This is a genomic window from Marinobacter sp. (genome assembly GCF_041595835.1).
In the GTDB taxonomy this organism is placed as follows: domain Bacteria; phylum Pseudomonadota; class Gammaproteobacteria; order Pseudomonadales; family Oleiphilaceae; genus Marinobacter.
In genome coordinates, this window is the sequence record NZ_JBFHJO010000051.1 from 1 (window position 1) to 17,282 (window position 17,282).

12 protein-coding genes are annotated in these 17,282 nt (G+C 51.8%); 3 read left to right on the plus strand and 9 right to left on the minus strand.

Annotated features, from left to right (window positions below; all coding sequences use genetic code 11):
* The 4 genes from ABYA77_RS12910 to ABYA77_RS12925 form a co-directional block, all read right to left on the minus strand.
* Positions 1-1,719: Ig-like domain-containing protein (locus ABYA77_RS12910; protein ID WP_372966382.1), on the minus strand; the 1,719-nt coding region annotated here is incomplete at its 3' end.
* A gap of 55 nt (positions 1,720-1,774) precedes the next feature.
* The gene (locus tag ABYA77_RS12915) at positions 1,775-3,229 is read right to left on the minus strand and encodes an HlyD family type I secretion periplasmic adaptor subunit (RefSeq protein ID WP_372966383.1); all 1,455 of its coding nucleotides are present in this window, start codon (positions 3,227-3,229) and stop codon (positions 1,775-1,777) included.
* Entirely contained in the window at positions 3,226-5,355 is a 2,130-nt protein-coding gene (locus ABYA77_RS12920; protein ID WP_372966384.1) for a type I secretion system permease/ATPase, read from the minus strand. Before ABYA77_RS12920 ends, ABYA77_RS12915 begins: the two co-directional genes overlap by 4 nt.
* Before the next feature lie 15 nt (positions 5,356-5,370).
* On the minus strand, positions 5,371-7,155 hold the full coding sequence (locus ABYA77_RS12925; RefSeq protein ID WP_372966385.1) for a TolC family outer membrane protein: 1,785 nt from the start codon (positions 7,153-7,155) through the stop codon (positions 5,371-5,373).
* A gap of 338 nt (positions 7,156-7,493) precedes the next feature.
* Here ABYA77_RS12925 and ABYA77_RS12930 point away from each other — a divergent pair, with 338 nt between their 5' ends.
* Positions 7,494-8,249, plus strand: a complete 756-nt coding sequence (locus ABYA77_RS12930) for a response regulator (protein ID WP_372966386.1) — start codon at positions 7,494-7,496, stop codon at positions 8,247-8,249.
* A 15-nt stretch (positions 8,250-8,264) separates the two neighbouring features.
* On the plus strand, positions 8,265-10,706 hold the full coding sequence (locus ABYA77_RS12935; RefSeq protein WP_372966387.1) for an ATP-binding protein: 2,442 nt from the start codon (positions 8,265-8,267) through the stop codon (positions 10,704-10,706).
* Positions 10,707-10,724: 18 nt separating this feature from the next.
* Here ABYA77_RS12935 and ABYA77_RS12940 read toward each other — a convergent pair whose 3' ends face one another.
* The gene (locus ABYA77_RS12940; protein WP_372966388.1) at positions 10,725-11,732 is read right to left on the minus strand and encodes a lipid A deacylase LpxR family protein; all 1,008 of its coding nucleotides are present in this window, start codon (positions 11,730-11,732) and stop codon (positions 10,725-10,727) included.
* Positions 11,733-11,933: 201 nt separating this feature from the next.
* On the opposite strand from ABYA77_RS12940, the gene ABYA77_RS12945 reads away from it, so the two are divergent.
* Positions 11,934-12,842: a porin gene (locus tag ABYA77_RS12945; protein WP_372966389.1), complete on the plus strand. Its 909-nt coding sequence runs from the start codon at positions 11,934-11,936 to the stop codon at positions 12,840-12,842.
* 174 nt (positions 12,843-13,016) lie between these two features.
* Here ABYA77_RS12945 and ABYA77_RS12950 read toward each other — a convergent pair whose 3' ends face one another.
* The 4 genes from ABYA77_RS12950 to ABYA77_RS12965 all read right to left on the minus strand — a co-directional run.
* Entirely contained in the window at positions 13,017-14,657 is a 1,641-nt protein-coding gene (locus ABYA77_RS12950) for an ABC transporter ATP-binding protein (protein WP_372966390.1), read from the minus strand.
* A gap of 5 nt (positions 14,658-14,662) precedes the next feature.
* Positions 14,663-15,490: an ABC transporter permease gene (locus tag ABYA77_RS12955; protein ID WP_372966391.1), complete on the minus strand. Its 828-nt coding sequence runs from the start codon at positions 15,488-15,490 to the stop codon at positions 14,663-14,665.
* Between the two features lie 2 nt (positions 15,491-15,492).
* On the minus strand, positions 15,493-16,452 hold the full coding sequence (locus ABYA77_RS12960) for an ABC transporter permease (RefSeq protein WP_372966392.1): 960 nt from the start codon (positions 16,450-16,452) through the stop codon (positions 15,493-15,495).
* 107 nt (positions 16,453-16,559) lie between these two features.
* Positions 16,560-17,282, minus strand: a 723-nt coding sequence (locus tag ABYA77_RS12965; RefSeq protein WP_372966393.1) for an ABC transporter substrate-binding protein, incomplete at its 5' end; no start/stop codon positions are given.

Sequence of the window (17,282 nt, forward strand, 5' to 3'; positions counted from 1 at the left end):
CACGTCTACGGTAATGCCGTTGCTGATATCGTCCTCGGTGACCGGCCGCTCGATAACTACATTGCCGTCTTTGTCGGTGATTTTGACAGTGTCGCCCGGCTTAGTGGTGCCGGGTTCAAAAGTGATGGTGCCAGTAACTTTCCCGTCTTCCGTGTCGTCTTCGTTATACGCACCATTTGGGCCAGAACCGTCCTCAAGCTTTACGATTACCTCCGGCGCAATATCATCTTTCGGATTTTTGTCAAAGCCAGTGCTGGTATTGCCCGCAGGGTCGGTGACCTCAACATTCAGTTCTACCTTTATCTGGCCATCAGCTACGGGTACGTCCACGACAATCCCGTTGTTGATATCGTCCTCAGTAAGCTCGTACTCTTCGATCGGGTTTCCGTTGCTATCTTTAATCGGATTACCGTCGATATCCGTTACCGTCACCTTATCGCCGGGAGCGGTGGTGTCCGGGTCAAAGGTGATGGTACCAGTGACTTTGCCGTCTTTGGTGTCTTCTTCGTTGTAGTCACCGTTCGGGCCTGAGCCTGGTTCAAGCACTGCCTCTACTCCCGGAGTCACATTGTCCACCGGTTTATCATCTGATCCGGTGCCAGTGTTGCCTACAGGGTCGGTAACAGTAACGTTGAGTTCGACATTGGTCTGCCCCTCAGACACAGGGACGTCGACGATAATGCCGTTGGTGATATCATCCTCGGTGATCGGGCGCTCAATAATCACTTCACCGTCTTTGTCAGTGATTGTGACGGTGTCACCAGGTTCTGTGGTGTCGGGATCGAAAGTCACCTTACCGGTGACTTTACCGTCCTTCGTGTCGTCTTCGTTGTACCCTCCATTGGTGCCAGAGCCTGGCTCTAACTCAACAGTGAATGTTGGTGCAATACTATCCACCTGGTATGGCCGCTCGGCCTGAGCAGAAACAGGAGTGCCATTTGGTTCTACGCTGGCAACAGTTGCCTGAACATTCTTGTCTTGCGCTAACTCATTGCCCGGCACATCCACTTGCCAGGTTTTGCCATCCGCATTAACGGTTGTTTCATACAGTTTGCCGTTAACTGTTACGGTAACACGATCGCCTGGCTCTACTCCGCCGCCCACAGTCCCTGTCAGGGTAATAGACTGCCCGGCTTCCGTAGCGTCCACGATATCATTGCCAGCAACGACATCGATGGAGATGGTTAGTTTTTCAAGCCTGGCACCGGCCTCAGGGAAGTCTCCATTGACTTCGTGCCGGTCAGCGGAACTCCGGTGATAGCGCGGTTCATCACGCACGAAATCGGACTGAGGCAGGCTTAGCCCCATGGGGCGCAATACTTCCTGGATACGCGCAACCGTAACTGGCGTGTATCCGTCTGCTTCGATAATATTTCCAATGCGCACCAGCTGCACAAAGCCGTGGCCTTCTGATGAATCAGTCGCATCAGACGGGGCATGCACTCTACTTTCCGCCGGTTCCTCTCCGGGCTCGGCCGGCATCACGCTTTCTGCCTGCTCAGTGAGCGCTTCCCTTTGATCGGCAGAGACCTGCTGCTCACCAAGGAATGTCAACTGCTGGTTGTCACCAAAATCCAGATTAACTCGCGCGCCTTCCGCCATAATCAGTGTTTCATCGGCATTCAGTTGATCACCCACTTCAAGGGCGCGACGTTCACCATTGGCATTTTCCGCCCAAGCTTGCCCGACCAGAGATACAACAATTGCCAGAGTAGTCATAAGAACCTCACAAAATGGTTACCTATGCGATTTGAACGCATGTAACGAAACTGTTTCAGCGCTCGCTCAAAGCATTGGCTTTGGCGCGCAATAAGGGTTTGAGTAAGTAAGATAAAATGCTTTTCTTGCCCGTCATGATGTCGAGTTGTGCAGTCATTCCGGGAATAACAGACAGATGTTGTGCCGCGTCGTTTTCTGTAGTTACAGCACGCACAAGGTAAAAAGTGTTATCACGATCATCCGTAATGGTGTCGGCACTGATGTGCTGGATCGTTGCGGAAATACCACCATAGATGGAGAAATCGTAGGCGTGCAGTTTGATTGTTGCTGGCAGACCAGGGCGCAGGAAGGCGATATCTTTAGGTGCAATTTTGGCTTCAACCAGCAAACGGTCATCACTGGGAACAATTTCAACGATGGCATTGCCGGGCTGCACTACGCCGCCGATGGTATTCAGCAATACACGCTGCACCGTACCATTGACCGGAGAGCGAATTTCGGAGAGCTTTACCTTATCCGCAAGCCCGGCAACGCTCTTTTCCAGACTGTTTAACTGCGCGTTTGCTTCACTGAGCTCCGCTCGCCATTGATTGCGCATAGAAGAGCCGACTTCTAATAGCCGGGACTCTGCCTCCTGAATACCGGCCTCTACCTGCCGGGCACGTGCCGCAGCCTGAAGCCGCTCACCATCGGCAGCAGCCTGATCTCGTTGCAGGCGCAGGATTTCAATTTCTGACACGGCGCCGGATGCCAGCAATGGCTGCGTCGCCTGCAATTCTTGTGTCGACATTCGGTAAGCGTTCTCTGCCGCCGCAAGCCTTGCCCGCACTTCGCTGAGTTCCTGCTGCCGCTGTTCGCGCTGCTCGCGGGCCACCGACAGTCGCTCATTCAGTTCTTTGAGGCTGGCGTGGTAATAACTCTGCTCCTGGCGCAATATCTGCTCTTGCTCTGGACTTTCAGCCTTAGTGAAGTCCAGCTGCAACGGTTCGTTTTGAATCTGCGCCCGCAAACGTTCAACTTTCGCTGCCAGCGCGAACGCCCGAACACTGCTTTCCTGGAAGCTGGCAACAAAGCGCGTTGGGTCAATGCGAACCAGCAAGTCACCTTTACTAACCTGAGCACCATCTTCAACAAACAGAGCCTCAATCACCCCTCCATCTGCTGATTGAATGATCTGGAGTTGTCGTGAGGGGATGACCTTGCCTTCACCGCGGGTCACTTCATCTATTGGCGCAAAAGCAGCCCAGACAATCAACACGACGAATGTCAGCGCTATACCGTATAGCAAGGCACGGGCACGAAGCGTGCTTTGCTGCTCTATGGCCTGCCCCGCATCAGCAGGCCATTGCCGTGAGTTATTGCCAAACGCGGAAAAGAACGGACGAAACAGCCGGTCAATAAAGCGTTTGCCCCGGGCGCCAACGGCATCGGCCATTCTCAAGCGTTCAAAGGCCTGCTGTTCAAGCTGCCTTTGTGCCGCTTGTTCTGCAACTTTCGGCTCGTTGCTCATTTCGCACCCCGCTGAATACTGCCCTGCTGAAGCGCCTGAAGCACAGTCTGTTTGGGGCCGTCAGCAACGATTTTTCCAGCGTCCATAACGATCAGGCGGTCAACCAGGTCGAGCAAACTGGTACGGTGAGTAATCAGCACCATCGTTTTGCCCTGACCAAACTGGCTCAGACCTTTGCTGACATGACTTTCCAGCATGCTATCCATGGCACTGGTGGGCTCATCCAGTAACAAAATACTGCTATCAGCCATCACAGCGCGGGCAACCGCTATAGTTTGTCTCTGACCTCCGGACAGGCGATTACCGCCTTCCCCAACCGGCATCGATAGCCCGTCTGCGTGATCGCCCACCAAAGCTTTCAGACCAGAAATATTGATGGCCTGCAGCAAGCGTTCATTACTGGGATGCTCTATACCAAGAGTCACGTTGTCGTAGACGGTACCGCTAAGCAACTGAACATCCTGGGGAATATAACCAATATTACGGCGCAGTTCGGTGGGATCGATCTGGCCGATATTTACGCCGTCTACCAAAAGGCTGCCGGAGGTTGGTCGGTATAAACCAAGAATGAGTTTTTCCAGAGTACTTTTGCCGGAGCCTACACAACCGAGAATGCCCACACGCTCACCCGCCCGAATGTGCAGTGACACCCCCCTCAGCGCCTCGCGCTCTTCATCCGGATACTGAAATGACACATCGCGCAGTTCAATTTCGCCCCGCAGCTTACCCCGGCTTATCAGTTGCTTGCCGGATACACGATCCTGCTCGGCTTCCATGATCTGCTCCACAGAGTTCAGCGCTGTGGCTGCCTGATAATACTGGGTGAGTAATGAAGCTGTTTGCGAAACAGGCGCCATGGCCCGGGACGACAGCATATAAGCCGCGATCAGCCCCCCCTGACTCATATCACCGTTTATCACCAGATAAACACCAGTGATGATCATCACGACCGAAACAACCTGCTGTATCCAGGAAGCTCCGGCACCTACAGACATGCCGAGCATTCGCTGCTTACCTGCACAACCAGACAAAAAGCGGGTGGATTGTTCCCAGGCACTTTGCATACGACTGGTGGCATTGAAACTTTTAAGTGTCGGGGCCGCCACCAGGCTTTCAACCAGGCCGGAGTTACGCTGAGCACTGGCCTGACTCATGGTCTCTGAAAGCTGGTGCATGGTGGCCTGCACAGAAAGCGCATACAGAATAATAAGTGTGGCTCCGATCAACACGGGGATCACCATCACAGGAGAGATCAGAGCGATGATAACGACGAACAACAGGAAAAAAGGCAAATCAATAAGTGCGGTCACGGTCATGGAACCAATGAAAGAGCGCACGGACTCAAAGGATTGAATATTGGCGGCAAACGAGCCAACGGAGTGCGGCGCATGCTCCAACCGGGTGCCAAGAACACGTTCCATAATTCGCGCGGACAAAGTGATGTCGGCCCTGCTTGCTGCAAGCTCTACAAACCAGCTACGCAATAATCGCAGTACGAGGTCCGCACAGATGATCACCAGAGCACCAATAGCCAGAACCCACAGGGTCTCCGTAGCGTGGTTCGGCACAACCCGGTCGTATACGTTCATTACGAACAAGGGCATAGCCAGGGCAAACAGATTAATGAAGAAAGCCGCAACCAGAATGTCCCGATACACTGGCCGGTTAGCCTTGATCACACTCCAGAACCAATGCCCCTTATCAGCTATCGGGCCTGCACCCGTTTTACGCTGATCCAGACGAAACTCCGGCCGGCAGTACAGTGCAATACCGCTGTAACTTTCGTTAAAACTGCTCAGTTCCAGCTCTTCGGGCTGCATATCCAGTTCTGGCAGCAACACCTGCACTTTTTGCCGCTGCATGTCTATGCCCCGCAACAAACAAGCGCGATTACCATCAAGCAGAACAACACAGGGGAACAATAAGTTATTCAGGCGCGTCAGTGGCTGACGCACCAGTTTAACCTTCATATCAACCCGCTCGGCCGCGCGGGCAAAGACTGACGGTGACAGTCGACCATCAACCAGCGGCAAACCAGCAACCAGCGCATCGCGACTGGTTGTGGTTCCGTTTTCAGCAGCCAGCCAAAGCAGGCAAGCGCTCAAGGGGTCATTGGTCAGATCCATAACACCCGTTCACAACTACTTCCTGCCATGAATAACGCGAACTTCAACACGACGGTTTAATGCCCGGCCTTCGGCGGTATCATTACTGGCATTAGGCTGGTACGCACCTACGCCCGACACCATCATGACGGTATCATCAACCCCGTAGCTAATGAGGGCATCGCGTACCGCAATGGCACGGGCCAGCGACAGCTCACGGTTAAGTGCATCGGAGCCGGTGCTGTCGGTATGACCAACAATGTTGATTGATTTCGGGGTACCCTGTTCAACCAGCCGCAGAGCAAACTGCTGCAAGCGCGCAGCTGCCTCAGGCTTGAATTCGGCACTGCCAATATCAAACAAGGTATCGCTCCCCAGGCTCAGAATCTCCTCAGACTCCACGCCCTGGAGGTAACGGTCGAAGCTATCAGCTCCGTCGTCTGGCAACGTGCAGTAGCGGCTATTGCCCGGGTTCACCGATTTATTGATATCACCCAGATCCGGGAGTGCCTCACTGTTTACCGCCAGAGTTTCCAGCAAGCGCCCCATGCTGTGGAGTGTTTGCACCCGGTGGATTTGCAAATCATAGGCGCCATTGACATACGCACGCCGGGCCTGGAAATATTCATTTTCGGAGTCGAGAACGTCCAGCAAAGAGCGGCGCCCGATATCAAACTGTTCACGGTACGCGGCCAATACGCTCTCAGCACCATCGCGATGGGCTGCCAGGGAGTCAAGCTTCGTTTCCAGATTCAGTACATCACTATGAGCAATGGTTGCGGTCTGGCGCAGATCAACGCAGACCTTATCCCGCATACTTTCTGCCTGACTGATCCGACGACCTGCAGCACGTTCAGCAGCCCTGTCACTGCCGCCACGATACAGGTTATAGCGCATACGCAACTCAACTACCGTCTCGTCGCCATAAGAACCCGGATCTGTCCGCTTATCGAAACTGTTGTTGTTTTTATAGGTACCATGGCGGGCACCAAACTCTATAGTGGGATAGCGACCGGACTTGGCTTCGCCATAGGATGCCTCAGAGGCCTGAATTTCCTCAAAAGCGGCAAACAAGGCAGGATTGTTGGCGTATACGGTGCTAAGCACTTGCCACAAATCATCAGGCACGGCCTCTGCCTGCACTTCGTAAGGGGTTAATTCCTCCGCAGGAAAGCGCCCGACCAGACGCTGAAAGCGGGCAGTAACACTTTGCAGGTTAGCCACTTCCGTCATCAGATTGGACCGCGCCAGTGAGAGGCGACCATCAATCTGCTTCAGATCAGCTCGGTTGCTGACACCCTGACCAGCACGCTCACTAACGTGGCGCTGAACACGCTGGTGACTGGCAACATTTTGTTGAGCAAGGGAAACCAACTCCCGGTGCTTCAGCACGCTCAGATATGCTTCACTCACTTCCAGCGCTTTGGTTTCCGCCTCATCCAGAAGTTCGTAATAACGTGCACGGCTACTGTGCTCAGTTCTGGCTACGGCGTTACGCACGCGAAACCCATCGAACAGCATCTGGGTCAGTGAAATTTCCGCGTAGTTACGGTTATAACTGCCACGGGCATCATATTCACGATCCCCCATGCCGGCAGAAGCACTCAGATCAAGGGATGGCAAATAGCCACCAAAGGCTTCCCGCTGATCATGGGTGGACGCCTGAAAAGCGTGTAAACGAACCTGAACTTCCGGGTTGCTTTCGAGCGCTTCATGAACAACACTTAATAAGTCATCTTGCTGCGGCGCTGCAACAGCAAGTGCGCTAAAAGTCAGAGAAAAAACAAGGCTGAATTTGGCAACGGCAGGGGTTCTGGCCATAATATCCTCTTGGCTATCCACATAAGCGATAAAGCTGAAGCGGATACAGTCAGTACGCTGAATTCATTAAGTGAAAAACCTCTTCAGGTTCTTCGGAGACAGTTAGGACAGCGAACTCTAACGCTTTTGCACAAGAGAACCTTTGGTAGCGCGCCAAAACCTGTGCCCGGAAGCACTATTTTATCCGCGGCCGTTATCGCCATAGCCGGGAGGAAATCCTTCTTTTATCCTCCCACTGACAAATTACCAGCACCAGCGCTTTATCCAGATAAAACATAAGCATATACTCTATTGTCTGAAGACCATGCAGCGGCGAGATGTACTGTAAAAGGACGAAAATGGGAACGCTGAAGCATAGACGAATTCTGATCGTTGACGACGAAGAAGCCGATCGCATGCTGATGTCAGCCTATCTTCAACGACACAGTTGCCGTTTAATCTATGCAGAAGACGGTCTTGAGGCCATTGAAAAGGCGCGGACTCTAAAGCCGGATCTTATCCTGATGGACGCGGAAATGCCTCGCTGCAATGGCCGCGATGCCTGCAAGATAATTACTCAGGACCCCCGCACCCAAAACATCCCGGTGATATTCATTTCGGGCATGACCACCCCTGAACACCGGGTTCGCGGATTACTTGCCGGGGCCGTTGACTACATCAATAAGCCTTTTAATTTTGATGAGGTTAAACTGCGCCTGGCCATCCACTTACGAAACAGGACGCCAGCCCCTCAGGAGCCTGCAGCCAATGATGCACCGAAAAAAAACAACCGCCATGACATCGTGTTTCACTCCGCCCGTACCCATCTACTGAAATCACTGTCGACAACACCTCCGATGCAGGAGCTTGAAAAACTGACGGGGACAAACAGCAAACACCTGAACAATGCGTTCAAAGTCTGCGCCGGAGTTACTGTCTACGAATACCTTCGGGAAGAGCGTATGAAAGAGGCCCGGACACTGCTTCAGCAAACTCAGCTCTCTGTACAAGACATTGCCCATCAGGTTGGCTACAAAGACAGCGCCAATTTCTCAACGGCCTTCAAAGAACGCTTCAAACTGACACCCCGAGAGTTTCGTCGGCAACACAACTAAATTCAGGAACAACTCTTGAGACAGCGCCATTACCTAGCCGTACTTGCTGCAGTTATCGTGACCTTAGCTCTGATGTCATCCTCAGCCACCCAGGCGAGCGCCAAGGCCACCTCAAACATCTCCATAGATCTGGCAAACATGCCGAACGGAAGTGAGCTCATCACCTCCATGCTGGCCATCCCTCACAACAACGACATTCAAGACCTCAGTGACGCCCGGAGCTTTACTGACTGGGTGCAACCAAACGAAGACACCCTGAATGCGCCGCGTCAACATACAACTAGCTGGCTGACAACTTCCCTGCACAACAGCAGCAGTCAGGCTCTGATCCGATGGCTGGTTCTGGAGCCATGGCGACTAAATCGTGTAGACGCTTTTTTTCTTGACCCCACTACGGACGAAATCCTCTGGCAGAAAACCACTGGGCTGGCTATCCCTATCCAGAATCGCTCAATCAAAAACGGAAAAACCATCATCCCAGTGCAGCTGAACGCTGGTGAAACACAGCAACTGTTCCTGAAAATATATAGCGACAACCTTCCATTTATCAGCGTAGAAAGTTGGGACCCGGTTTCATATACCCAAAGCCTCACTGAAAACCGAATCTTTCTTGCCGCTTTTTTGGCCAGCATTCTCACGCTACTTCTGATCCTCGCCTTCCAGCTGAATACCGGATTATTGGTCACGGGGGCCTGGTTACTCGCAGCCTTTGTTCTGGAAGCGGAGAAAAACGGCTTTCTGAGCAACTACTTGCTGCCCTTTCTTGAAAGCTACGCGGTCAATCTGAGAACGACCACAGCCATGCTTTCAGTACAATTATTTCTGGCCACGTCTGTTTTCATTCTGGGACTCAATAAACAACGATTCTGGCGAAGATTCCTGCTTCTGACCTATCTGTCAGTGGTCATCTTTGCGGGCCTTACGTTTGTTGTCGATGGCGTAACTATCCGCAAGCTGGGCATACTGCTTATGTCCTCGTATCTGATCAGCTGGATATTCATGATCAGCCCAGCTCTGAAGCTTCGGCACCCCGGCCAAAGCTCACTGCCGTGGATGCTACTTTTGCTGTCGGCTTACTGGGCTACCACATCGTTCCTGCTGCTTGGCTACACATTCAATTTTTACTACACCGCCCATTTCGCGCCCTATCGCATTACCATCGAGATTGTGATTGCACTTGCCCTGATGCTGACTTACAGCTGGCAACAGAAACGTGAGATAAAATCAACAGCCAAAGCACTGGCACGACAAGAAAAGGAAAGCCGGGAAGTTCTTGAACAGACCGTGAAACGTCGCACGGAAGACCTGAACATGGCACTGGAATCCGCTCGTAAAGCCAGCAAAGCAAAAGTAAACTTTCTGGGCCAGGTGACCCACGACTTAAGATCTCCGTTAACCGCTATTCTGGGCTACGCACAGCTTCAGGCCGCCAACTCCATCAGCCCTCAAAAAGCCACTCAGGTCATTCAGGACCGGGCGCGTTACATGAAAGAGCTCATAGATGGTCTGGTAGACTATGCCCGCGATATCACAGCGAATGATAATGAACTTCACGACATTTACCTCATCGCGTTTATCGACAATCTGGTCAACCATGCTCACATCATCGCGGGCAAACAAAACAACCGGTTCCAGCTAAAGATAGAAACAGATCTTCCTACTGTCATTCGCTGTAACAGTCAGCAGCTGCAACGCATATTGCTCAATCTGCTGGATAATGCCGCCAAATATACAAATGAAGGTGACTTTTCGCTCTCCATTGCGGTAACCAACAACACCAAACAGAAGCCGTCACTTGTCTTTCGTGTCAGCGATACCGGTTGCGGCATATCAGCTGAGAACCTCAAAAAAATCTATACTCCATATTACCAAAGCTCTGAGAACAATCCCGGTGCAGGTTTAGGCCTGTCCATCTGTATTGAGCTTGCTGAAAATCTTGGCGGTTCACTTGAGCTGGAAAGCGAGCTTGGGAAAGGGACTGTTGCTACCTGCACCATTCCATACATCGCAGGCGACGAACAGCGTGTGGCCCCATCCGTTCCAGCCGTACTGGATCTGCTACCCTCATTTGATGCGCAAGGTCAGAAAGCCTGGGTAGTGGAGGACTCTTCGTCAATCAGCGAATTGCTGGACAGCGAGCTCACTGACATGGGATTTGAAGTGGAGCTTTCAAAAAGCTCAGAAGATTTCGCAGAAGCTGCATCCCGCGCCAATGCTGCGCCTGCAGTCATTATTACAGACTACCACCTGCCAGGTGCCTCAGGTGATGAAGTGCTGCGTGTTACGAAATCACTGTGGCCAGATGTGCCGGTCATCCTGCTATCAGCAGCACAGAACAACACCCCTGAACCCATTGGGAATACAGAAGGGCACTTCAATGCCTATCTATCCAAACCAGTGGATTTACACGAGTTGCGCCTGAAGCTTGCAGAGTTCTGTAACCTGACCTCGGATTAGCCGCTCGCCTGAAAGTATTCAGTGTGCCCAGGTCAGAGACACCGTACCGAAGCTGAAGCTGTCTTTATTAGATTGCTCCGCTCCGGAAGTCGCGCGAATGATCAGGCCGGCCTGAAGATTTTGCCATTGCCAGGTAGCGCCGATACCAGCCTGGACCAACAGCAGACTCTCTTCAAACTGGTAGGGGCCTGCGTTGTCTTTAAGATAAGAATACGGGACATAGTCCAGCCCCAGGCCGATGAACACCGACCACCCTTCCCCGGCACTATTTAAAGCGGAAGGTAACCCAACAGTACTGGCTGTTCCTGCGTAGTCGGGTACAAAGTTCACGGGTAGATATTTACCCGTTCTCCATATACCACCCACACTTACGTTAGTCAGAAAGCTGGAGGCCATAATGGAACCCGCCCACGCAATCTCGTGCTCCAACTCACCTTTGCTGCCGTTATGCCATAGCTTCCTGCCATGCGTAGCCTGAACGCCCCCAACAACATCCGTACCCAGCTGTTCACCCCACCCCCTGGGCTTTTCACTACCGGTAAGTTTATGTACCCATTTTTGCGAGGCACCAGCCCCGCTTTCCGGGCCAACCACTCCGATATGAATGCCATAACCTGTAATTGTGTCGGCATCCCAGCTCCAGACAGTACTGCTTAGAGAAAGATAACCCGCATAGGGAAGATCATTCAGGAGAGGCTTCTCACGAGAAATATCAGCGGGGGTAACCATGAACTGCCGAAGGCTAAACGATAGAGCCTGATCCTGATTTTCCGGATTAACTCCCGGAAATGCTTCAAACCATCCTCCTACTGCCTGTGAAACGTTAGCCGAACCCGACTGACCGTCGCTGGACGGTGACGTTAAATAGGACAGGCGTACACCATTGGTATAACCCTGATCCAGGCCCACAAGCAGATCATTATCCCAAGAGATGTTAAAGGTATCCGCCAGAGCACTGGCAGAGAGCAACACCGTCAGAAACAACGCCTGCAACGAGTTACGTATCAGAAAAAGGCAAACAGACATTGGGTTTTACTTTGGCCCCAAAAACGGTTTTAAACAGCGCATAGCTATCGTAAATACCCGACCAATAAAATGATACCCCCCTGTCGATTAACAAAACAAACTTGTCCAAAATCGCCACTCAATATAAACACCCTCATTCAAAATATGCAGGTCAAAAAAAATGACAAAGACATAAATAACTAACAACAAGAGCAATAAACAATGAAAAAAAGACTCATTTTTGCATCATCTTTACTATCTTCATTCCCTGCTTATTCTTACGAAATTGCCGGTACCGGACTTGATGTATACGGCAGTTTTCGACTGATGATGGAGCATCAAAAAGATGGAGGCGGAAGCAAATTAAAAGATGCCCTCTCCCGTGTCGGCGTTACCGGTTCTTACGACCTTTCTGATGGACTCAGTGCATTCGCAAAGTATGAGGTTGCCCTGGATCTTGCCAATGATGATGACAGCATCGGGGATATGCGCTACGGACATATAGGCCTCAACCATGAATCTTATGGTTCGGCGGCCATAGGGAAAGTTGATTCCCCGCTATACCAGTCTGCAGGTTCTTTCGCTGATTATATGTGGTGGGACTCCGCCCCTGTCTACTACACCCTGGACGGACAGCTGAGAATTGATGATGCCATTTACCTGAGCTCTGCCAATATGGGTGGCCTGAAAGTACAGGCGCTGCATCAGATCGGCAGCGAAGAAGATGACGTAGAGGACATCTCTCAACTAGGTGCCTCATTCAGCCACAACCGTTTCACCTTCGGCGCTGGAGCGAGCATGACCGAAGGTGACGTGGACACACATAGCTTGGCGATATCCTACAATCAGGATATTTTCTATATGAGTGCTTCGTACATCAGCAAGAAAGACCAGGGCTCAGGGGTAGATGCATTGATCGGGGTACCCTCCGGAAAAAATCTCTATACCCTTGGTATCTCTGACTTTGAAGCAGAAGAGTCCGATGAAGACTTTGTGGCAGGCATACTGGCATATCAGAGAACGCTGCACGAAAAGGTACTGTTCTGGGCCGAATTCATGGTTTGGGATGGCAGACTTTACGGTGTTGATAATTCCAATCAGGTAAATATTGGCATGAACTTCAGCTTCTGACCCCCCGCCCAGTCCACTCTGGAAAACTTGCCCGCTTCAAGTGATCACACCGGAAGCGGGCTTCCATACCTTACAAATCCGCATGCGCTCGTCACTGCAACTGCAATAAGTTTATAAAACCCAACAGTCCTGAAATGCCGCAGCAAGACGACCTTGCCTCACTGCGGCCCCATTTCAGACGGAAACAGATTCCAGGTTACCGCGCTCGGCGAGAAGCCGGTCCAGCCAGTCAGGATCCATCTCGGGCTCTGATGAAAAGAGCAGCCCGGTATAGTCATGGTGTGGCGGTGTAAAAATGGCATTACGCTCACCACTGTCAACAACCCGCCCATGCTGCATCACCACCACCTCATCAGCAATGGCTCTTACCGTAGCCACATCATGAGTAATAAACAGATAGGCAATACCCAGTTCTTTCTGCAAACGGGTCAGCAACCTGAGAATACCTTCCGCTACCAGTTGATCCAGTGCAGACGTGACCTCATCGCAAATAATAAAATCCGGCTCAGCAGCCAGGGCACGTGCGATACAGATCCGCTGCTTCTGCCCTCCTGAAAGCTCCTGAGGCCGCCGATCATAGAATTTGACGGGGTCCAGTTCGATCAGTTCCAGCAACTCAGAAACACGCTGTTTCAGGGCCTTGCCCTTCATTCCGAGGTAGAAGGTCAACGGCCGGCCAATAATTTCACCAACCGTCAGTCGCGGATTCAGTGCGGTATCCGGAATCTGATAGATCATCTGAATCCTGCGCAGTTGCTCCTTACTGCGCCGACGATAATCAGAGGGAAGCGGCTCCCCTTTGTGCAAAACAGAGCCTTCAACAGCTGGCAGTAGCCCGGTAATCACTCGGGCAGTAGTACTTTTACCACTTCCCGATTCTCCAATAACAGCAACCGTTTGCCCACGATACACACTGAGGGAAACATCATGGAGAATCTGAGTATCTCCGTAACCTGCGCTTGCATTCTTCACCTCAATCAAAGGCACTTCATCAACAGGACGTGCCTTGGGTGTCACGTTGAAACAACGCACGGCCCAAAGTGACTTTGTATAATCTTCCTGAGGTGCCGACAGCATCTGCCGTGTCTCGGCCTCTTCCACCAGTTTTCCATGGCGAAGCACCATGATCCGGTCGGCCATCTGCGCCACAACAGCCAGATCATGAGTAATGTAGATGGCTGCAGTACCAAATGCTTCAACAACATTCCGGATGGCTGCCAGAACTTCTATCTGGGTGGTGACATCCAGAGCCGTTGTCGGCTCATCAAAAATAATCAGATCCGGACGACAAGACATCGCCATGGCTGTCATGGCACGCTGCAATTGTCCGCCAGAAACCTGATGAGGGTAACGCATACCTATGTTTTCAGGATCCGGCAGATGAAGCTCCCGGTAGAGTTCGACGGCATCTTTCATGGCTTGCTTACGGTCAGCCACACCATGCTGTACAGCAGTTTCCACATGCTGATCAATCAGCCTGTGGGCCGGATTGAAACACGCTGCAGCACTCTGCGCCACGTAGGCAATCCGCACTCCGTGGATTTCACACAACTGACCGGGAGAGGCCTTGGCCAAGTCCATACCGTCGAACAGGATCTCCCCCTGGGTAATACGACACCCATCCCGGGTATACCCCATGGCAGCCAATCCCAGAGTGGACTTACCCGCACCGGATTCACCTATAAGCCCGAGAATTTCTCCTCGCTTCAGCTGCAAATCCACGCCTTTAACAATTTCATGCCAGGCATCATCAGAATAACCTTCAATATGGATGTCACGAATGTCCAGCAATAGCTCATTGTTGTTATTTTTCATAGCATTCACTCCTTCAATCCGCTGGATCTATGCAGCATCCAGTCGACGACAAAATTAACACTGACGGTTAATAGCGCAACAGCCAGAGCGGGTAACAGCGGTGTCACATCTCCAAAAGTGATCAATACCGCGTTGTCACGTACCATCCCCCCCCAATCAGCGGTTGGCGGCTGCATTCCCAGGCCCAGAAACGACAACGCGCTGATAAAAAGAAACACAAAACAGAATCGCAAACCGAATTCGGCAATTAACGGCGCTGCTATATTGGGCAATACCTCACGTGTAATCAGCCACCACATGCCTTCACCACGGAGCTTGGCGGCCTCCACATAATCAAGCACCACAACATTCATTGCTGTTGCCCGGGCTAACCGATATACACGGGTAGCATCCAGAAGTGCGATAACCAGGATCAGTGATGTCACCGTTGTGCCCACCACGCTTAGTATCAGCAGAGCAAAGATCAATTGTGGAATCGCCATCAGAATATCCACAACACGGGAAAGCCCCTGATCAATCCAGCCACCACGAAGCGCCGCAATCAGCCCGGTCAGGCCGCCAAGCAGAAAAGCCAGTGCCGTCGTCATAAACGCAATTCCGACCGTATTACGAGCGCCATACAGCAAACGGCTAAACATATCTCGTCCCAGGTTGTCAGTACCCAAAAGATACTCGCCTCCCCAGGGAGCGAAGCCCTCACTGACAACCTCGGTTTCACCAAAGGGGGCCAGTACAGGAGCAAAAACAGCGACAAAACTGTATGTAAATATCACCGCGATTCCGAATTTCGCACTCAGAGGCGCCTGCCCCAGTTGTCTGATAATGGATTTCATAATTACCCCTTCGGATGCATCAGGCGAGGATTAGTTGCTATGGCAAGAACATCCGCCAGTGTATTCAGCAAGATATAAGTCATAGCGAATATGAGACTGCAGGCCTGCACGACAGGAATATCCCGTGTAGCAACAGCGTCCACCAGCAACTGCCCCAACCCGGGGTATACAAATACAACTTCAACCACCACAACACCGACCACCAGGTAGGCCAGGTTCAATGCCACCACACTGATAATAGGGGCCAGCGCATTGGGTAATGCGTGATAAACAATCACCCTTAAAGGCCTGATGCCCTTCAGTCGGGCCATCTCGATATAGGGGTTGGATAACAGATTGACCAATGCAGCCCGAGTCATGCGCATCATCTGCGCAATGACCACCAGGCTCAGAGTGATCACAGGCAACACCGAGCGATCTATCACTTCAGAAAAAGGCGCATCCGGCGTGATATTGGAAATACTGGGAAACCAGCCAAGCCAGGCGGAGAAAAACAGAATCAGGATATAGGCGACAAAAAACTCCGGAAATGAGACCGCACTCAGTGCCGAAACATTCACCAGCCTGTCGAACCAGGAGTTCCGATAAAGCGCAGCCAGCAAGCCCAGCACCAACGCAATCGGCACAGACACCGCCGCGGCCATCAACGCAAGCATCAGAGTATTACTGAGGCGCACATCAATCAGCTCTGAAATTTCCCTCTGATTGGCCAGCGACACGCCCAGATCACCAGAGAGCAAACTACCAATCCAGTGAACATAACGAGTCAGTGCAGGCTGATCTAAACCAAGCTGCGTCCGAAAAGCTTCCACCGTTTCCGCCGTAGCCGATTGTCCCAGTAACGCTTCAGCCACATCGCCAGGCAGTAATTCAACGGCCATGAAGATAATGATAGAAACGGCAAACAGCGATCCCAGCCCCAGAGCAATCCGCTGTAAAAATAACGTTATTATATTTTTCACTTATTCACCCCCTTCATCCGCAGACAAGGTGCTGCTAATGGTTTCATCACTTGAGTTCAGGTGTCTTCGGCTATGCAGGCACCCCTCAGGGTGCCTGCCTCTCACGCTCAGGCTAACCACCAGCGTTCGATAATCCGCAGACCATCAAGCTCACCAAAAGGGGCAGTTGCTCCACCGTGGGCAACTCTTGTTGTGCGTGCTGCTACCGAGCTCGCAAACATGGGAATGATTGAACCGCCTTCGTCACGACACAACTGTTGCATCTCGTTATACATCTCGCGCCTGAGGGTGTCGTTCAGCTCCCCTCTGGCACTCGTCAGCAGCTGGTTGAATCGCTCATGTTTCCAATGGGATTCATTCCAGCTTGCGTCGCGAGCATATCCAAGGCTAAACATACGGTCGGCGGTCAGGCTGGAATACCAGAAAGAGGTACAGAATGGCTTTTTATGCCAGACACTGGACCAGAACCCGTCTGAAGGTTCCCGTGAGACATCAATTTCGATACCCGCCTTTTTAGCCTGTTCCTTGAACATAACCGATGTGTCAACGGCTCCGGCGTATGCGGCATCAGATGCATGCAGCTGTACGCGCAGTTTGTCCAACCCGGCTTTGCGCATATAAAAACGCGCTTTGTCAGGATCGTACTGACGTTGTTCCAGCTCTGCATTGAAGAAGCGGTTACTGGCAGTAATAGGATGATCATTACCGGCATAGCCATAACCCAACAGGATGGTTTTCACCATCGCTTCCCTGTCAACAGCATGCTTTAAGGCCATCCTCACATCATTGTTCTTAAAGACATCGCTGTCACACAGCATCGGGAATGTATA

Coding starts and splice junctions, on each gene's coding strand:
- ABYA77_RS12915 (WP_372966383.1), bottom strand. CDS start 3,229: ATGAGCAACGAGCCGAAAGTTGCAGAACAAGCGGCACAAAGGCAGCTT.
- ABYA77_RS12920 (WP_372966384.1), bottom strand. CDS start 5,355: ATGGATCTGACCAATGACCCCTTGAGCGCTTGCCTGCTTTGGCTGGCT.
- ABYA77_RS12925 (WP_372966385.1), bottom strand. CDS start 7,155: ATGGCCAGAACCCCTGCCGTTGCCAAATTCAGCCTTGTTTTTTCTCTG.
- ABYA77_RS12930 (WP_372966386.1), top strand. CDS start 7,494: ATGGGAACGCTGAAGCATAGACGAATTCTGATCGTTGACGACGAAGAA.
- ABYA77_RS12940 (WP_372966388.1), bottom strand. CDS start 11,732: ATGTCTGTTTGCCTTTTTCTGATACGTAACTCGTTGCAGGCGTTGTTT.
- ABYA77_RS12945 (WP_372966389.1), top strand. CDS start 11,934: ATGAAAAAAAGACTCATTTTTGCATCATCTTTACTATCTTCATTCCCT.
- ABYA77_RS12950 (WP_372966390.1), bottom strand. CDS start 14,657: ATGAAAAATAACAACAATGAGCTATTGCTGGACATTCGTGACATCCAT.
- ABYA77_RS12955 (WP_372966391.1), bottom strand. CDS start 15,490: ATGAAATCCATTATCAGACAACTGGGGCAGGCGCCTCTGAGTGCGAAA.